Source organism: Vibrio sp. YT-16 (assembly GCF_033337405.1).
Classification (GTDB): Bacteria; Pseudomonadota; Gammaproteobacteria; order Enterobacterales; family Vibrionaceae; genus Vibrio; species Vibrio alginolyticus.
The window spans coordinates 24,234-39,473 of record NZ_JAWOQQ010000015.1 but is presented as its reverse complement, the minus strand read 5'-3'; the positions used below and the strand labels follow the sequence as shown (position 1 = coordinate 39,473).

Here is a 15,240-nt window from a genome sequence, read left to right as displayed (position 1 = left end):
GGGAAGCACAAATCAGAAGCTAGGTCACAGAACGCGTCGCTAAAAAAGTTTATGTGCGCGGTAAATTGCAATACAAATCTAAAGCCGTTTAGAAAAAGGGCAACTGATAACTCGATAAACCAGCCGATTAACTAGCATTCGCCGCTGTTTGTTTATAATCGTGTCCGATATAAACAAAAACGTCGCTGTATCAGCGACGTTTTATCTCGACTTTAGTTAATCGAACCTGTTTAGTTGAAGTGCACTAGCATTTCAACGTCATCGCCTTGCTCTGGAGCCTGAAGAGCGAAATGCACGTACCCTGCTTCAGTAACAGGAATCGCAAGGTATTCATTGCTGCCTGCATAGTTGGACGCATACTCGTGCTGCTCTACTGTAGGCCAATGCTCCCTACTCGCGTATAGATCGACATTACCAGTTTGAGAGTGAGCCGTTAGCCATACACGAACCTCTTCAACACCTTCAGGCACATAAACTGCTGCATAACGCTGCTTGTGAACGGTAAGCATTTTGGCTTCACCAGACTCTAATACCACAGGTGCTAAATCATCTTGCACTTGGGTTGGCGGTGTTTGCGCTTCCACTTCTAACGCAGCCACAAGATTCACTGAGTCATAGCTATCACGTCCAGTTAAGCTGATGTAGTAACGACCCGCTTTAACGTAACCATCTTGCTCTGGTTCAAACACAATCTCTTCATTGCTGCCATCAGCATAATGACTCATTTCGAAATCATAGTAATGCGCGACTTTGTTGTAGCTCATGTAAAGATCCGCATCACCCGCACCCTCAATAGATACATTGAAGTTAACGGTGTTGGCTGGAACATCAACGTAGAACAGTTTTTCGCTGTATGCTTCGCCACTGAGCTGAAGGCTTTGGTTCGCCGTCAATTCAGTCACTTGTGCTTCAGGGCTTGTTGGTTCTGTTGGCTCTTCTGGGTCTGTATCAGGTTGCTCAGGTTCCACTTTTAATGTGTCCAACCAACGTTCAAACTCAGCATCGTATTGTTGACCTAAAGACGTCACCTGCTGTGCCCATTGTTCGAACTGGCCAGAGCGCGACAATGCCAACAAGCTTTCGACGTCTTGTGGATGATTTTCTAACATGAATCGAACAGCTAGATAACCCCAACGATAGATACGATTGGTATCGTGAGAGTACGTGGTATCAAACACAGTGGAAAGGCTCAGTTTACCATCTGCAATCAGCTCAATCGCAGCTTGGTAACCTTGCTTGTAATGCATGTATTCAGCAAAACCTTCTAGCCACCAAACAATATGACCATGAGCCAAGTTATCGCTGAACGAACCGTATTGGTTAAATCGTGCATCTAAATAGTGCGTGTATTCATGTTCTAGGTTCAAGATAGAGAGATCTTCACCATTCGCGTAGCGATAAGCGACGAAACGCGCAGTATTGTCCGCTTTTGAAGGGTCACCTTCTAGGTACTGACCACCGTTGTCCGTTGTATTACCAAATAGGAATGAAGAGTAATCAACGTAACTAGTGTTACTCGCGAATACCGCCACTTCAACACGATCATTCAAATCATCAGCGACAGGTTGATTACCCGTATTCGCAACTCGATGGAAGTCGGCTTCTTTTGCCGCTAGCACTTCACACGCTTTCGCTGCTTGAGCATCGGTCAGATCCTCAGAGCGAATAATGGCAGGTCCCTGACATTCAAAACGATTTGGCATTACACGTGCAGCTAAATCTTGCTTGGCTTGCTCAATATTCAGACCATTTAGGCCTTCTGGTGCGTAGTAGCTCATCATTTCAACGGCAGCAAGCCATAGTTTGTCATGCTCACTACCCAGTGGATAACGCTGCATCACCTGTTGCATTACTGCCAATGCTTTGCGTTTGGTCTCCTGATCTGGGCTCGCGAGCAAACGACCAGTTTCACGTAATGCATTGAAAACGATAAAGCTTGCATCCGTATCTAATGCCCAAGCATTATCAGATGCGAATTTCACCAACGTATCAATATGGTGTGTATTGTTTGCCATGTATCGGTAGAACGCATCGTTCGCCGCATGGCCTGCCATAGAGCGGAACAAGTTGTTTAAACCATCGACCCATTGCGTGTCCTGCGCGGTTTCACGATTAAAGTGCATCAACGCGGCCATCATGCTATCCATGGTCAGCGGCAACTGCTTAACGTTATCAACCATCAAAGTCAGGCTCTTCATTGCACCAACTTGTTCACGACCTTGATCCAAAGCATGAGGGTTGTTTAGGAATAGGTTCGTCGACTGAGCAAAACGCTGACTCAACGCTTGCGAAAACTCGGGTGTACCAGTACCAGCGTTGTAGCGAACGTAGTAGGCCGCTCGAATAAATTCGCCTAGGTTCTCTAGAATACGAGCTTGATCTGCTTCACCACGATAGCGAGCGATTTCTTGATCCAGCGCGACTTGGATACGGCTTAGGCTCGCTTCACTATAGATATCATTCAGCGTTTCTGAAGGTGCTGAAAACCAAGCGTGGTAGCAATCATACTCAGCACCAGAAACGGCAGTAGCCAGATCTCGCGATTGTTGTAAATCAGCAACAGCACACTGATTTTGTGCAAAAGAGAAGCCAGACACACTCGCTAGCATACAAGCAAGCGCCAAACGATGGCGCGGGAAAAAACGGATATGAGACATAACAACACTCATTGATTATTAACATACATTGAGTGGGGGTTTATATTCTTTACAGCTCAAACAGTGAAATCAGTGTCATAAAATTTATGAAACCGCTCCCAAAAATAGGTCTTTTACTCTAATTAAATGGGAGCAATCCCACTCCCAAAAAACTCACAATTATCAATAAAAACATTAATTTACCTTTTTCTAAATAACGACTTTATGAGGAAAATTGCCCTTAAACGCCCCCCTTAACTCTTCCAGATAGAGTTCACGACAATCAAAGGTTCTAAATTAAATTTTGATGCTTGATACCATCTATTTTTATTTGTGACTCATTCCCAATAAGTCATAGAGTGCATATCAAAAGGTTGGCATTAATGGTAAATTCTCCGCCAAATCAAACACATTTACTCCTCCAGTCATTGATGAGTGAATAAAGCAGATATTTGGCTAGGGATAATACATGTCACTTTGGGGATTTTTGGGAGCGGGGATTGCCTACTTCATGACAACGTTTGCCTTTGTTTTTGGCGGCATTTTTTGGTTATGTGCTGAAGGTAATACATTAAGAGAAACAAAGCGCCAATCATCAATAATGTCCGGGGTTATTGCTTGTACTATTGGAACTTGGGTGCTTGCTTTTGGTGTTTACGTTTACGGTTACTTTTGGGATAACTCTTCTCACTATTATTTTTATTTGCTCGCTCCATGGGGACTTGCCATTTTTGGGGTAAAACTTCGTAACCGCTGGGTTAAGCAATACGCGCGTGTAAAACACGCAAAAGAAGAACAGTGGCAAAAGCACTGGCGAGAATTATTAGGGGAAGATACTGAAGAGCTTCCACCATATACACATGATTACGAGCTCTACTCGGGCATTTGGCAAGCCAATGAAGCGCTCCAAGAACAGTGTTTTGCAGCCCTTCCTCACGGGAAAGCAGTCTACGAGAGAGTGAAAGCCTTCCAAACGATGGCCTCCCCCGCTGGTGACATAAACAATCAAGTTTTGCTGAGTAAACTCGATCAACTAGAGGGTGAAATCATTCAAGTTCTTGAGCAACACTCGCAAAAGAAAGTAAGCATTGAAACTGGCGCAGGTACTTTACACAAAGAGTCAAAACGCAATGTTTATCACCATGAGAATGGCCCAACAGAAGAGCAACTGTACGACTCAATCAACCTCCAACATGATTTGGATCGAGAGCTACGCAACATTATCTATGATCGGCTCGGTTACGATGGCGAAGATGAGTACTTTTTCCTCCAAGCGCCACTCGAAGAGCTTACCGAGAATGAAACCGCAATCAACTGGATGCTCTGGGGGTTAGTAAGCGACCATTTTGCTGTTGACCCATACCAAACGGCGTTGGATCTCAGCCTAATGAATGCGGAACCAAGATGGGGGCAAAATGAACGGTTTGTAATGATTACGGCTCAATAAACGCAAGTACTAAGTCTAACTTTAATACAACCTATTCTGAGACCACCCTCGCGTTGGTTAACTTAGCCAGTAAGCGGCCAACGCGATCGCGCATTTCACGTCTATCGACAATCATATCTAGCGCACCATGCGCTAGTAAAAATTCACTTCGCTGAAACTCGTCTGGTAGCTTTTCACGTACCGTTTGCTCAATGACCCGTCTTCCCGCAAAGCCAATACTTGCTTTAGGTTCACCAATATTGATGTCTCCTAACATGGCTAAACTCGCCGAGACGCCACCATAAGTTTGGTCCGTCAATACTGAGATATAGGGTAATCTGTGCTCAGATAAGTGGTTTAACGCGGCGCTGGTTTTTGACATTTGCATGAGTGCCACCAAAGACTCTTGCATGCGCGCCCCTCCGCAAGCGGAAAAACATACTAACCCAGATTTTGTATTAATTGCGCTTTCAACTGCTCGGACAAACTTCTCGCCAACCACTGCGCCCATCGAGCCTGCCATGAAAGAGAATTCGAATGCACACGCAACAACAGGCAGACCCAATAACTTGCCCTCCATCACCACCAACGCATCTTTTTCTCCAGTCGTTTTCTGTGCTAAAGCAATTCGCTCTTTATATCGCTTTAAGTCTTTAAAACCCAAAATATCTTGTGGCTCCAACTCACTTGCCAACTCTTGTTGTGTTCCATGGTCCAGAAAAGAGATCAACCTTTGACGCGCAGCCATTCTCATGTGATATGAGCATTTAGGGCATACTTCCAAATTTTCTTTTAACGCGGCACTATAAAGTATTTGTTCACACTCAGGACACTTTGTCCAAACGCCCTCAGGGATAGACGCTTTGCGCGAACCTATTATATTTTTATTCTCAAATAACCGTTCTAACCAGCTCATAAATTCACCACTATTGATTACGTTCTAGCGCGATATCTCGTTGTTTGTTCGCTTAAACTTGTAAATAAAATTGTATGTAACTTAGTACAGGGATAAAGTGCGATATGCTGGCTTGATAATCCAATAAAATGGGATAATGAAATGTTTGATAACGTTGACCAAATCTGGTTAAAAAGTTTTCACTGTGTTTATGAGAACAACAGCTTTAAGCGAGCCGCTGAGTGTTTGAATATACCAACATCAAATGTCAGCCGACACATTGCCCTGCTTGAAGAAAAGTTAAACATTAGGTTGTTCAATAGAACAACAAGGCGAATGACGCCTACCGAGGCTGGAGAAGAGCTCTATAGCAGCACTCGTCCGTTATTGGAGCAACTCAACGCCGCACTAGAAACGGTAACGCGCCACTCACACACGGTAACAGGGGAACTGCGAATTCTTATGCCAGACACACCTGTACTGGCAAAAGCTATTGTTTCCTTTTGCAATCAATATCCAGCAATCTCTTTGCATTGTGATACAACGCTCGCCCCTAAAGGCGATGCTATCGATGGCTTTGATATAATATTGAGTTTTCATAGAGGGACTTTGTCAGACAGTAACTGGGTGGCGAGAGAGATAAAACGCTGGCCCAGTACCATTTTAGCCGCGCCTCAACTAATTGAGAAATACGCCACCCCTTACAAAATTACGGATCTAAGTCATGTTCCCTGCATCACGACGCTTACCGCAGTAAATGGTGCACCATGGGTATTCAGAAACCCTGTTGGGGGCCATATTACTCAAACTGTGCAATCTTCATTCAAAGTAAACAGCGGTCATCTCGCCAGATATGGCGCGTTATCAGGGCTTGGATACGCAATATTGCCAATTGAGTCATGCCAAAATGAGATCAAAAATGGTGAGCTAGAAATCGTCACTCTAGAGTACGAACCTGAGGATTTAGTGCTTTACGCCTTTTACTCGTCTAGAAAACATGTAGCTAAGAAAATATCTATGTTTGTTGAACATTTAAAGCAAAACGCAAAACTTAACGCCTAGCTAAGCTTTACTCAACTAATTTATCGTATTCTGTTTTATCGTCTAGAAAGGACAAACACCGCTAAGCGATTTGAGACTCGATTTTTTCAAATAAAAAAGCCAGCAATTAACATTTACTGGCTTTTATTAAAGAGGGTCAGTTGGCGTTTAGATTCTAAACGCTCCTACGTGACGATCGAGTGTTCGCGATAGCTCCGCGAGTTGTTGACTTGATTCTTCTAGTTGCTCACTCGCCGTTAGCGCACTTTTCACTGAGTGGCTGACGGTATCCATGTTCATATTAATTTCGTTTGCTACCGTTGATTGCTGTTCTGTTGCGGTTGCTACTTGAGTATTGATATCTGAAATAGTCGTCACTTGTGCAGCTATTGCTTCTAAAGCCTGTCGAGCTAACTCGGTTTCTGCCGTTCCTTCTTCAATAAGAGTCTTACTATTGCTCATTGAATTCACCGCACTTTGAGCTTCAGTTTGTAGCTGGTGAATCATGTTGTCAATTTCATCGGTAGAATGAGCCGTTTTAGTCGCTAGGTTGCGAACTTCATCAGCTACGACTGCAAAACCTCGGCCGGCATCACCAGCGCGTGCAGCTTCGATAGCCGCATTGAGAGCCAATAGATTGGTTTGCTCCGAAATACCTCTAATCACCTCTAGAATACTACCAATCGACTGAGTATTTTCAGCAAGACTCACGATAATGTTGGAAGTGCTGTTCATCTCGTTTTCAAGATTAGTCATCGCCGTTTTGGTTCTTTCTAGCGTCGTGTAGCCATCTTGCGCTTCATTACTTGCTGCACTCGCAGCATTTGCCGCTCCAGCAGCATTGGAGGCAATTTCATTGACCGTCGCAATCATTTCGTTCATGGATGTGACAACCAGCATGGTTTGCTCGTTCTGCTCTTGCCCTCTTGTGAGCGCTTGTTGAGATTGCCCACGCAAAGCGACAGCTGAACTATTAAGCTCCACACCAGTATTTACAACTTGTGTAATAATCTCATGTACTTTCCCAACAAAAACGTTGAAAGCAGAAGAAATTTGCGCGACTTCGTCATTACCTTTCGCTGGCAAACGAACGGTTAAGTCTCCGTCTCCTTTTGAGATGTCTTGTAGAGCGTCTTTAAGCGCAGAAAGCGGTCTCATCAGTTTATTTAGCAGAAGTGACAGAATCAAAACACACATAACGAAGATCGCCACCATAGAGATCAACTGGTAAGTAATAATTCCATTCGTCGCTTGGCTCACTTCGGTAATAGGAATACCGATATCAAAAGTACCGTATAACTGACCATCCACATAAATTGGTGCCATGATGTCAAACACCCATACTTTCTGGACATCGGCATACCACTTTGAGTACTGTTGAACACCTCTCGTCGCGCCTTCAACAGTATATTCATCGTTATAGGTTTTGTTCAGCTTGTGCTTATCACTGTGGGCTACTGCCGTTACGTTACGGTCAATTACAACGGCATAACTCACGTCTGAACGTTGTTTCAGCCCCTCAACAAGCGATTGTAAATCTTGCATTGGATTGGCTGAGTTCTCCAAAATATAACTCGCATTTCCCGCTAGAAACTCAGCTTGAACTTGGGATTTGTTTAAGATGATGTCATCGATTTTCTGACTCGAAATTAGGTACGTTGATGCCATACTCGCCACGACAGCAATACCAAACATGGCGCAGACTGCTAATAAGATGATTCTTTTCATTATAATTGTCTCAATACAATTCAATTGATGCTCATTAATCGAGCGCTAAGCCTTTCTTCTCCAAAACCAACCAAACTGCATTTTGGGTCTGTTTGGCAGAGCAAGACATAACTTTATAACTATGTATCTGCTTGGTTCCCGATTACTTTAGACAGAAGGAAAAAAAGTCTTCAAAACGTCACATTTCTACGAGGTTTGGCGAAGGGACGAGTACGCAAAAGGAAACGTTTGCATAGTTAAATTTAACTATGCGACCAAATTGGTATCGAACATTAAAGAAAAGAGTTCTAATTAGCGTTTTGCCGTCGGGAGCGCTGTGGTCAGTGCTCCCGTTTTATCATTTAGTATCTCAGGTTCAGATATTAGAGCCACAATTGCAGCGGTTGTAATCCGAGATGCTTGGTGAAGCGAGAATGACTTGGTTTGTAGATATGGCAGCGATGTCGGATCGAGTGATTCTCAATCAAGAATCGGCAGCAAAATAGGCAAACCAAGGCATGAAGCCATTACCCATACAAAAAGAAAGGAAAAGAGTCTTTATCACAGAGTTTAACTCGTCAGCGATATGTATCCATGCATACCCATGTATAAACCAACTGCACTGATCAAGACGCCCGATAAGTAAGGAGCTCGACGTGCAACATCATTCAAACCGCTCCATTTAGATGTCGCTTTTTGCACGCCCAATGCTGCCACAACGCCAACAGCAACCAGAGTCAAGGCTAAGCCAATACTGAATGACACAACTAAAGTCGCACCAAGAGTCATTGCCTTAAGCTGCAAACAGATAAGCAAAACCGTTACCGCAGCAGGGCATGGAATCAAACCGCCCGTTAATCCAAACAGCAGAATTTGCCCATTCGTCACGTCTCGATTCTCAAAGCGTTTTTGAATGTCTAAAGCGTGAGCGCGTTCGTGAGCATCTTGATATTCCTTATCTTCGCTTTCTAAATGAGAACTAGAACGGAAATGTACATCAAAGTCATGGGTATGATCATGGTGCCCGATGATCAAAGTGACAGAAAGTCCATTAGAGACTTCAATGCAAGACGCCGATTCCAAGTATCCATCACGCTCTATAAAGTGATAGATATCAGCAGGTTGATAACCATCACTCGATACCGAAACCTTGATACCTTCAGCAGTTAAAGGTTTACCGCTGAGTGTTCGCAATTGGAAACGGTGATGCTCCCCTTCCTGTGTAATCGAAAGCGAAACATGCCCATGTCCTGTATCCACAACTTGCGTCGTCCAGTCGCGAGCATGATCCTGAGCTTTGTTCCAAGCTCGCTCATCGCTCCATGTCCGCCAAAACATCCATACGCCGGTTGTCACGATAATGACCCCAGAGATAAGTTGCATCCATGGTTCAGCCGCTTCAGCGGTGAATTTCTGGCTAATATACATCCCGCCAACAGCGATTAACCATACAATTATAGTGTGAGAAAGTGTGGCAGCTAAACCCAGCATCACGGCTTGTTTGACCGTTCCTTTCACCGCGACAATGAACGCCGCCATCATCGTTTTAGAGTGCCCAGGTTCTAAACCATGCAAGGCGCCAAGCAAAATGGCACTGGGAATAAAGAACCACCCATTACCTTGTTGTAGTAACGCGACAAAATCCATTGTTGTTCTCTGTTGTTGATTCTAATTTATCGCAAACTATACTCCCCCCTAGTATTAAATACTACCCCCCAGTATAAATTGAGTGCTACATTATCAGTTAGAATAACTCGGCCCGTAACTTAAAGAAGATAAGACATGTCGCATACAACCAGAGATCAAAAGAAGCTCAACACTCGAGTCAGTAAAATACAGGGTCAGGTGAATGGACTTAAAAAAATGCTGGAAGAAGAGCATGAATGCCAAGATGTGTTGCAGCAGATTGCCGCTATTCGGGGAGCAGTAAATGGTTTGATGCGAGAAGTAATTAAAGGTCACTTACTTGAACACGTCGTACTTGAGGAAGACAAAACTCAACGTGAAAAAGATATGGAAGTCGTATTAAAAGTACTGGACTCTTATATAAAGTAACCCTACTTCGCTAGAGTAAAATCACTAGAGTTAAACTCGAATAGAACCTTTATAGGTAATCTCTTACTAAGCGGGAAATAACAATTCCATTTCATATTGATTAAGTTGAAAACGGAACCTATATCGGTTCAATTTAAATAGTTTATTTATAAGAACTAAAACGGCCCAAACATAGGGCCGTTCATATTATTAAAAAACTCTAAACTATCTGATAAAAATACATATTGTGATAGGTTTTTACTTTATGGAAGAGTACAAGTAAACCTTTATACCTCTTGTAATTCGACGTGCTTAGCGCTGTAAGATTTTGTAAATGCAACACACCCCAAAAGTACAGCAAGTGGTAACACAGGATCAAAGATTGAACCATGAGATCCGAAGAATAAGTTAAGAATCATGACTAATGAACCACCAATAGCCCAAGCAATTGTTGTTGGAATAGTCCAAATAATGAGTTGTTTCTTAACCTCAGTCACCCCCATTAATCGATTAACAATATGGAATAGCGAGTCATTAAAGTAGCCAGCAAATAGAGATCCCATCGTAGCTGCCGTCGCTGCGAATAAAAGGTTAACGTCAGGAATATTCACTAAAACTGGGGCAGATATAGAGGCAGCGGTTATCATGGAGACTGTACCAGAGCCCTGAATAATACGAACTAACGTCGCAATAATAAATGGAATCATAACCGCAGAAATAGGAAGCCCTGCAACTTGGTTGGCAATCTCTGCGCCCGCACCCGTTTCACGCAATACGGCACCTAACGCGCCACCAGCACCTGTTACTAACAAAATGATGCCACAAGTGGAGATTCCTTGTTCCATCTTTTCATTCGCTTCTTCTTTGGTAAGGTTATTACCCAATGTGTAAACCGCTAGTAACGTCGCTATTGATAGTGCAATAGTAGGGCTGCCGATAAAAGCGATAAATTGACCAAATGTTGTTGCAGTCAGCCCTTCGAAACCGAAAGTCCCCTCTAATAAACCCATCACTGATTTCGCAAGTATAAGTAAAATAGGGATAATAATTGGAGCGATAGATTTACTTAAAGATGGTAGGTCTTTCGCTTCTTTACTTGCAATGTACTCTTTGTGATCATTAATCAGTTGCTCACTAGACTTCGAGAAATGTTCGGTTGGAATGAATTCAGGAAACTGCTTTTCTAACCATCTTGCATACCAAACAATACCCATGACACAAGGCGCTGCGATCATCAAACCAAAACCTAACATGCTGGCAAGATCGACACCAAAGATACCAGCAACGCCCAAAGGCCCTGGAGTCGGCGGAATAGCGTGATGCGCTACGACCAAGCCGCCCGCCAGAGCAACCGTAAGCGTTAAAATCGAGCGATTGGACGTTTTTGACAAAGACTTCGCTATTGGATAAAGAATGATAAGCGCGCTATCCACAAAGATTGGGATGCTAACAATATAGCCAGTTACAGCAAGAGCGGCCTCTTCTTTCTTTTTTCCTAACCACTTTATAAAATTATAGGCAATACTTTCTCCTGCTCCAGAAGCCTCTAAAATAGCCCCCATCATAACGCCGAGACCGATGACAATCCCTATACCGCCTAATGTTCCACCAAATCCTTTGCTAACGGTCGCAATCGTGTCGTCAACACTTAACCCACCAATAATACCTGCGATACATGCCGCAATTAACATCGCAATTAACACATGTACTTTTGTACGTAATACAAGAAAAACAAGGACTGATACGGCTACTATTAGTCCAATTACTGAGGTTGGTAACATTAGACAATCTCCATATTGTTAACAGAAATAAATTGTTGTAATACATCCTTGAAATTACTGTCTGCTTTAAATCCAAGCTCCAGTTCTTTAGTACAATCAATTTTTTGTGGCCAACTACTCACAATACGATCAATACCCGCATCATGCTCATAGGTAATATAATTAGAAAGTTGTTTACCCATTAGAGTGTCCATTGTTTGAATCATCTCAGCTGGTGTAGTTTGAATGCCAGGTAAATTAAGCGTTCTATAGGACAGATTATTTAACTGCTCATAAGGCATTAGCCCTGCATACTGAATATTGTCAACCACTCTAGACGGGCTCGATATCCAAAGTTTTAGCGTAGGGTCTACAGGACAATTTGATTCTTGAGCATTCAAAGGCTCACGAATAATTCCGCTTACGAAAGAGCTAGCGGCAAGGTTTGGTTTCCCAGGGCGAATACAAATAGTCGGTAAACGTACGGATACAGCTTTAACAAAGCCTTTACGGGCATAGTCGTTCACCAATAACTCACCTATAGCTTTTTGCGTCCCGTAGGATGACTGAGGATGAAGTGCTGTTATTGGTGTAATCGTTTCCGGAAGATCACCACCAAATACAGCTAAAGATGAAGCAAACGTAAAACGAATATTAGGGTTTACTTTACGGCAACGCTCAAGCAATAACTGTGTGGTCGTCAGATTTACAGCTACGCCTAAATCAAAATCTTGCTCAGCATGGCTCGATACAATTGCCGCTAAATGAAAAATGTGTGTCGTTTCGGCAGTAATAACTTGGTCTATATTTTCTCGCTTTGTCATATCCATGACTAAAGAAACGACTCGGTCATCAATGCCCTCTAAGCGCGACTTTTGAATGTCGACAATAGTAATACTTTCAGCTTTGTTTTCTTTTAGTAGTGATTTGGCAAGTAGGGTTCCGAGAAAACCCGCCCCTCCAGTTATGATAATATTCATAGTCACGACCCTTTGTTTTTGTAATTGGTTTCAAGTTATTTATGGATAGAAATTAAAATTGTTATAGGTATGGTTTAACCCAACTAAGGCCCAGCTGCGTGCTATGCCTTGGGTTGTATTCACAACCGATCCAGCCTTGGTAACCAGAGTCATCCAAAACATTGAATAGGTGTGGGTAATTCAGTTCGCCTTCCGATGGTTCGTGCCTTTCAGGCACAGAAGCAATTTGAATATGGCCTGTGTATGGCGCCACATCGCGAATCAACGTACTCAGATCACCGTCCATAATTTGTGCGTGATAGAGATCGAGCTGCAATTTCACGTTTGGACGAGCCACTTGTTTGATGAGTTCCACCGCTTCACGTTGATGTGCAACAAAGTAGTTCAGTACATCGCGATTGTTGAGTGGCTCAATCATCAGCTCAACACCATGTTCGGCAAACTTATCCGCTGCATAACGAATGTTTGAGATAAAGGTTTCAATATGCTGATCACGAGTGAAGCGTGAATCAACAATGCCAGACATAGCGTGAACCTTTTTACAGTTCAGTGCCTTGGCGTACATCAGCGCAGTCTCGACGCTCGTTTTAAATTCATCCTCACGCCCCGGAATAGCTGCAAAACCTCGTTCACCTGCATCCCAATCACCTGGAGGCATGTTGAATAACGCTTGCTCAAAACCAAACTGCTGTATCTTGCTTGCTAGTTCTTGCGCTTCGAATGCGTATGGGAAAAGGTATTCCACCGCTTTGAAGCCCGCTTGGTGTGCTTTTTCGAAACGATCTAGAAAAGGAACTTCTGTGAATAACATTGTCAGATTTGCCGCGAATTTAGCCATTACTTACCTCTCCCTTTTAGGTCTTGAATCTCAGTATCCGTTAAGTAGCGGATGTTGCTGTCTTTAAGAATGAACGCTAGCTTCGCTGTCTCTTCTAGCTCTTCTGCGTTATCCACTGCATCTTCAAAGTCCGTACCCGTGATCACTGGACCATGGTTCGCCAGGAGGAAAGCTCGGTAGTCACTAGCCCGCTGCGCAAGTTCTTCAGCAATCTGAGGGTCGCCCGGGCGCAGGTACGGAATCACTGGCAGTTCGCCAATGCGCATTACAAAGTAAGGTGTAAAAGCTTTGATGGCATTCTCGCGATCTAGACCTTCAAGACAAGAAAGCGCCGTCAAGTAAGTAGAATGCAGATGCACAATCGCATTACACTTTGAGTTATTTCGATAAATCGCCAGATGAAAAGCCACTTCTTTTGATGGCTTTTCACCAGAGATATGGTTGCCATCAATATCCACAACCGAAAGCTCTTCAGCAATCAAGCGGCCGAACGAAGAACCAGTTGGCGTTGCCAGAAAGTGTCCATTAGGCAGTTTTAGAGAAAGGTTGCCAGCGCCGCCAGTCGCATAGCCACGTTCAAACATAGAGCGCGCCATAGTGACCATTTGCTCTCGCAGTTGTTGTTCTGTCATCAATTCTTTATTCATCACAACCTCACCTATTCAAAAAACGACTGTGCTTTGGCAAAGAAGTGCTCATCGCCGAAGTTGCCCGATTTCAGAGCCAAAGAAAGCTCGCCTTCAAGTGACTTCACCCAAGGTACACCTGGTGCGATTTGAGGACCGATATGAAAACCTTTTACGGCTAGGCTTTGGGTTACAACCCCTGAGGTTTCCCCACCCGCAACGATGAAATTTTTCACACCGTGCTGCTGAAGTTTGATTGCAAGTTGGCTAAAGAATTGTTCAACCGCGTGACTTGAAGCATGCGCGCCAAACTCTTGTTGAATCGCTTTTAACGCCGCTGCATCTGCGGTTGCGTAAACCAGTGGTGCGAACTCGCTTTCGATGTTGGTCATGACCCAATCAAACACTTGATTTGAGTAGTCTTCTTCCGTCAGACACGCCTTCACATCAATAGCAAAGTGTGGCGCTTTTTCTTTGTAAACAGCGACCTGTTGGTTGGTCATGACAGAACAAGATCCAGATAACACAACGGTTGGTGCCTTTTTAGGGTTCCCCTCTTGCTTCGCATCACTTTGATCTTCAAGGTTCTCTATCCAGTTCTTAGCAATACCCGCAGCCAAACCAGAACCACCAGTTACCAGTTTTAGAGACTTCGCTGCTTGGCCAAGTGTGACGAGATGCTCTGCATTGAATGCATCAACCACTGCGTAGCGGTTGCCTTGTACTTTTAGCTCTTCAAAGCGCTCAATTACCGCTTTTGGACCTTGTTCAATTATTTGGAAGTTCACCAGGCCAGATTTGCCTTGAGATTGAGCATCCATCATACGAACTAGGCTTGAATCAGTCATTGGTGTCACAGGGTGATTACGCATACCTGAGTCGCTTAGCAAGTCTTGGAATACAAATAGATGGCCGTTGAAAACTGTGCGACCATTCACTGGTAATGATGGGCATACAATGGTGAACGCTTCACCTAGCTCTGCAAGCAGTGCATCCGTTACAGGACCAATGTTACCTTCTGCTGTGCTGTCAAACGTTGAGCAGTACTTGAAGTAAAACTGCTGACAGCCATTTGCTTGCAGCCACTTAAGCGCTGCTACTGAATCCTCGATTGCCTCATCTACAGGACAAGAGCGAGATTTAAGACTGATCACGACCGCATCTGCGTTTACATCAATCTCTTCTTTTGGAATACCGTTAAGCTGAACTGTGCGCATGCCGTTTTCTACAAGAAAACCTGCGATGTCTGTTGCGCCAGTAAAGTCGTCTGCGATAACGCCTAATAACATCATTTTTT

At 43.7% G+C, this 15,240-nt stretch carries 12 protein-coding genes; 3 read left to right on the top strand and 9 right to left on the bottom strand.

Annotated elements, in window-relative coordinates; genetic code table 11:
* Nucleotides 1-230: 230 nt before the first annotated feature.
* Nucleotides 231-2,657 carry a M9 family metallopeptidase gene (locus R7F07_RS19925; RefSeq protein ID WP_085569320.1) on the bottom strand — a complete coding sequence of 809 codons (2,427 nt, stop codon included), beginning with the start codon at nt 2,655-2,657 and terminating at the stop codon, nt 231-233.
* 448 nt (nt 2,658-3,105) lie between these two features.
* Between R7F07_RS19925 and R7F07_RS19920 the strand changes: the two genes are divergently transcribed.
* Nucleotides 3,106-4,083 (top strand): hypothetical protein, encoded by a 978-nt coding sequence (locus R7F07_RS19920; protein WP_171342505.1) that lies wholly within the window; start codon nt 3,106-3,108, stop codon nt 4,081-4,083.
* A 31-nt stretch (nt 4,084-4,114) separates the two neighbouring features.
* Here the strand turns inward: R7F07_RS19920 and accD are convergent, their stop codons facing one another.
* The gene (accD, locus tag R7F07_RS19915; protein ID WP_064354563.1) at nt 4,115-4,978 is read right to left on the bottom strand and encodes an acetyl-CoA carboxylase, carboxyltransferase subunit beta; all 864 of its coding nucleotides are present in this window, start codon (nt 4,976-4,978) and stop codon (nt 4,115-4,117) included.
* A 141-nt stretch (nt 4,979-5,119) separates the two neighbouring features.
* On the opposite strand from accD, the gene R7F07_RS19910 reads away from it, so the two are divergent.
* Complete coding sequence (locus tag R7F07_RS19910; RefSeq protein WP_171342504.1) at nt 5,120-6,019, top strand: LysR family transcriptional regulator; 900 nt, start codon at nt 5,120-5,122, stop codon at nt 6,017-6,019.
* Nucleotides 6,020-6,166: 147 nt separating this feature from the next.
* Here the strand turns inward: R7F07_RS19910 and R7F07_RS19905 are convergent, their stop codons facing one another.
* Nucleotides 6,167-7,726 (bottom strand): methyl-accepting chemotaxis protein, encoded by a 1,560-nt coding sequence (locus tag R7F07_RS19905; RefSeq protein ID WP_017635256.1) that lies wholly within the window; start codon nt 7,724-7,726, stop codon nt 6,167-6,169.
* Between the two features lie 549 nt (nt 7,727-8,275).
* Nucleotides 8,276-9,352: a nickel/cobalt efflux protein RcnA gene (locus R7F07_RS19900; protein ID WP_171342503.1), complete on the bottom strand. Its 1,077-nt coding sequence runs from the start codon at nt 9,350-9,352 to the stop codon at nt 8,276-8,278.
* 135 nt (nt 9,353-9,487) lie between these two features.
* Here R7F07_RS19900 and rcnR point away from each other — a divergent pair, with 135 nt between their 5' ends.
* Nucleotides 9,488-9,760 carry a Ni(II)/Co(II)-binding transcriptional repressor RcnR gene (rcnR, locus tag R7F07_RS19895; protein ID WP_005375370.1) on the top strand — a complete coding sequence of 91 codons (273 nt, stop codon included), beginning with the start codon at nt 9,488-9,490 and terminating at the stop codon, nt 9,758-9,760.
* A 266-nt stretch (nt 9,761-10,026) separates the two neighbouring features.
* Here rcnR and R7F07_RS19890 read toward each other — a convergent pair whose 3' ends face one another.
* The 5 genes from R7F07_RS19890 to otnK all read right to left on the bottom strand — a co-directional run bounded on the left by R7F07_RS19890 (nt 10,027) and on the right by otnK (nt 15,232).
* Nucleotides 10,027-11,520, bottom strand: coding sequence for a GntP family permease (locus R7F07_RS19890; RefSeq protein WP_005375369.1), 1,494 nt, complete (start codon nt 11,518-11,520; stop codon nt 10,027-10,029).
* Nucleotides 11,520-12,479: a D-erythronate dehydrogenase gene (gene denD, locus R7F07_RS19885; RefSeq protein ID WP_017635260.1), complete on the bottom strand. Its 960-nt coding sequence runs from the start codon at nt 12,477-12,479 to the stop codon at nt 11,520-11,522. Before denD ends, R7F07_RS19890 begins: the two co-directional genes overlap by 1 nt.
* A gap of 61 nt (nt 12,480-12,540) precedes the next feature.
* Complete coding sequence (otnI, locus tag R7F07_RS19880; protein ID WP_171342502.1) at nt 12,541-13,317, bottom strand: 2-oxo-tetronate isomerase; 777 nt, start codon at nt 13,315-13,317, stop codon at nt 12,541-12,543.
* Nucleotides 13,317-13,964 carry an aldolase gene (locus R7F07_RS19875; protein ID WP_005385078.1) on the bottom strand — a complete coding sequence of 216 codons (648 nt, stop codon included), beginning with the start codon at nt 13,962-13,964 and terminating at the stop codon, nt 13,317-13,319. The genes otnI and R7F07_RS19875 overlap by 1 nt, the downstream gene beginning before the upstream one ends.
* A gap of 11 nt (nt 13,965-13,975) precedes the next feature.
* The gene (gene otnK / locus R7F07_RS19870) at nt 13,976-15,232 is read right to left on the bottom strand and encodes a 3-oxo-tetronate kinase (RefSeq protein WP_171342593.1); all 1,257 of its coding nucleotides are present in this window, start codon (nt 15,230-15,232) and stop codon (nt 13,976-13,978) included.
* Nucleotides 15,233-15,240 lie beyond the last annotated feature (8 nt).